1 protein-coding gene and 2 pseudogenes are annotated in these 3470 nt (G+C 41.2%); all 3 read left to right on the forward strand.

Annotation, left to right across the window (positions count from 1 at the left end):
* Nucleotides 1–673 (forward strand): annotated as a pseudogene (locus RMO27_RS21915) (caspase family protein); the annotation flags it as partial.
* Nucleotides 674–987: 314 nt separating this feature from the next.
* Nucleotides 988–1710 (forward strand): CHAT domain-containing protein, encoded by a 723-nt coding sequence (locus tag RMO27_RS21920; RefSeq protein WP_309736586.1) that lies wholly within the window; start codon nt 988–990, stop codon nt 1708–1710.
* Between the two features lie 15 nt (nt 1711–1725).
* Nucleotides 1726–3470, forward strand: a pseudogene (locus RMO27_RS21925) (hypothetical protein); the annotation flags it as partial.

A 3470-nucleotide genomic window follows, 5' to 3' on the forward strand; every position in this document is an offset into this window, starting at 1 on the left:
AAGTATCGACGATCCGGAGTCTCCCGATCGAGTGGTGAAACGTCTGGTACATTTAGCAAAATACAAATCGATCGCAGCTTTAGATAATCCCGAATCCCAACTAGCGATCGAGTTTGACTTACTCGACGAACACAAGCAACCATTTATCGATCGTCACAATATTAAACTCAAATCTGGGACATTATATCTCCACATCAAAAACAACGAAGATATTTCCCTAAACATTGCCATCCTCGATCTCGAAGCTACTTGGGCAATTAATCTCCTGCCGATTGAGAATATCAACACAGCTTTCTACGAGATAGCTCCAGGTCAAATTTTAGATCTGCCGATGAATTTTTCAGTGCCTGAAGGAGATGATTATCAAAATAAAACGGAGAAAATTAAGCTATTTGCCACCAAAGGAATTGCTAACTTCAAATGGCTAGAACTGCCCCCTCTCGATGAAGAATTAGCAAGCCGAGGAAATATTCTCACAAAAGAACTCGAACAGCTAGCGGCGAACAGAGGTGCGACCAGAGGAGGAGAACCCCAGATTAGTCCACTCGATCGATTGCTCTCACAAATTGGGGCAGATGAAAAAGAGCCACCTCAAATAACTCGTTCTTTTCGACCGAAAGTAACTCTGAATACCGACTGGATTACTAAAACCATTACAGTTGGTTTTCAGTGATATTTATTTGAGAAAGGATGTTTTTTAGGTATAGTGATCGAGCAATTATGCAAGTAGATTAGCAGATTCAGCCTGTTTCCAAGCAGCGTACACCTTTAAAACTTCGATCGAGGAGATAAATAAGTTGGATGAAAAAGAACTCGATATATGGTGGTTGGTATTTTCTCTATTCGTAACTTATTAAATCCCCTACATTGTGAAGTTTGTTGACGGAAATCATTTGATATAATGCTCGATCTGATATTGTAGTAGAGAGTAGTAGGCAAGCATTTCTCTTAACTTTGTCGTTAGCTACCTCGATGGAGATTGTTATCGTGAAAAAGATTTTAATCTTGTCTGCTAATCCCCAGAATACCGAACAGTTGCGTTTGGATGAAGAAGTTAGGGAAATCCAAACAGGTTTGGAACACTCCAAAATGAGAGATGGATTTGAAATTATTACTCGCTCGGCATTGCGGGTGGATGATTTGCGCCATATATTATTGGGTTGCCAACCTCACATCGTTCACTTTTCTGGGCATGGGACAGGAGATAGTGGCGTGGCGTTGGAGAATAGTTCGGGGCAGATGCAACTAGTAAGTACGCAGGCACTAGCAGAACTTTTTAGGTTGTTTCAGGACAAGATTGAATGTGTCGTACTAAATGCTTGCTATTCAGATGTTCAAGCGGAGGCAATTCACCAGCACATCGACTGTGTCATTGGGATGAATCGAGCGATTGGAGATCGTGCGGCGATCGAATTCTCAATCGGTTTCTATGATGCGCTGGGTGCAGGTGAACCTTACGATCGGGCTTATGAGTTTGGATGTAATGCAATTGACTTGAAGGGAATTCCAGAAGTTTCAACACCCGTACTCCTCTATCGGAAAAGTAGCCGTCCAATTGTCGATCGAGAGTCGAGCGAAAGGGACTCAAATCAAGAAGTCGATCGAGAACCAATATCATCCGAATCGAAAACCATCGTGAATATGACAGCAACAGGAGACAACAACAAGCTAATCGGACATATTGATAAGATTGATAACTTTACAATGTAGCGATGGAGGTTCCATATGACCGATCCAGCAGAAATCAGCCTAGTGGCTACAGGAGATCGTAACACCCTGATTGGATGGATCGGTCGTATTGGCACTTACAATGAGATTATTCAGGTTAATTCCTTAAAAGAACTAGAAAAAAAACAAAAACTTAACACTAATTCTCCCTATAAGGGATTGAAATCTTTTGATGCGGACGATCGAGAGTTATTTTTCGGACGCGATGTATTTCTCCAGGAGCGATTTCAAGAGCTAGATCGAACCAATGCGATCTTAATTTTGGGTGCTTCTGGAAGTGGTAAATCATCGCTCGTTCGAGCTGGAATGATTCCCCGACTAAAAGAATTGAAAGGATCTCAATTTATCGATCTGACCTTTATTCCCAACCAAGATCCATTTACTTCTTTCTATTACTCTCTGCACGCTCGTTATCCTAAACTAGATTGTCAGTTTTTACTAGAAGGCAAATCTGAGACTCTAGTTAGAGCGGTAACAGGATTAAAGCCTGCCAATGATTTCTGGTTTATTTTTATCGATCAATTTGAAGAACTATTTACACTCAGTCAGCAGGAGAAGCGCGATCGTTTTATCGATGGATTAGTGCAATTAATCAGGATGTTGGAGAAAAATAAAAATTCCGATGTCAAAATTGTAGCAACAATGCGAGCGGATTTTCTCGATCGATTAAGCCCCTATCCCACATTTATTAAACTCACAGATCTGCATCGCCCGATCGTTGCCGAAATGCATTCAGATGAATTGAGATTGGCGATCGAACAACCTGCATTTCATCATGGGGTGACTTTTGAAAATGGATTAGTAGAGGAAATTATTAAGAATCTGCAAGGACAAGCGGGATATCTTCCCCTGTTGCAATATACGCTAGATCTGCTGTGGCAGACAGAGGTAGAGACAAGCCACATCGACGATCGGATTTTGAATACCAGTAACTACCGGAATTTAGGTGGTGTTAGCGGAACGCTACAAAAGCATGTGGAAGAGGTTTATCAAAAATTATCGCAACCAGAACAACTTGCAGTCAAACGGATTTTCTTGAAACTGGTAGGCATTGGTGGAGATGAAACAGCCGAAACAGAATGGAAGCCCATTCGCCGCCGCGCCAATCGCTCCGAGTTCAAAGATCCGCTAGAACAAAAGATGGTAGCTCAGTTAGTTAATGAAAACCTATTAGTTAGCAGTGGCGAGGAGCGATCGTGGGAATCGACAATTGAAATTGCCCATGAAGTTTTGCTGACAGCCTGGACAACATTGAGTGCATGGATTAGAGACAACCGAATGTCAATCGCTCTGCGAAATAGACTCAATAATGATGTCAAACTCTGGCAAGCTAAAAAAACACAAGATGAGCTATGGAGTGGATTGAAATTAGAGCAAGTTCTAGCTTTGAGAAAAGACCAAACCTTTAACCAAGTTTTGGGGGGTTTCAATCCAGAAGCAAACGATTTTATCGATGCGAGTGTCAATAAACGAAAGCATCAACGCTATCGAACAATTGCTGTATGGACTGGGTTTTCTACACTTGCATTGCTGTCAGCGACATTATATATGACTTTCGGAACTACTAAAATTGCTGAAGCTTTCAACAACAATGGATTTCAAGAATATGAAAATAAAAATGGGGATATTAAAAAAGCTATCCAATATTATGATTTGGCACTCTGGCTTAAACCAGATTACCCCGTAGCTTTGTATGGTCAGGGCAGGGCTTACGAAAAAGACAAAGATCTTAATTCAGCTAT

It is taken from the genome of Chamaesiphon sp. OTE_75_metabat_556, from assembly GCF_031378165.1.
Taxonomy (GTDB): domain Bacteria; phylum Cyanobacteriota; class Cyanobacteriia; order Cyanobacteriales; family Chamaesiphonaceae; genus Chamaesiphon.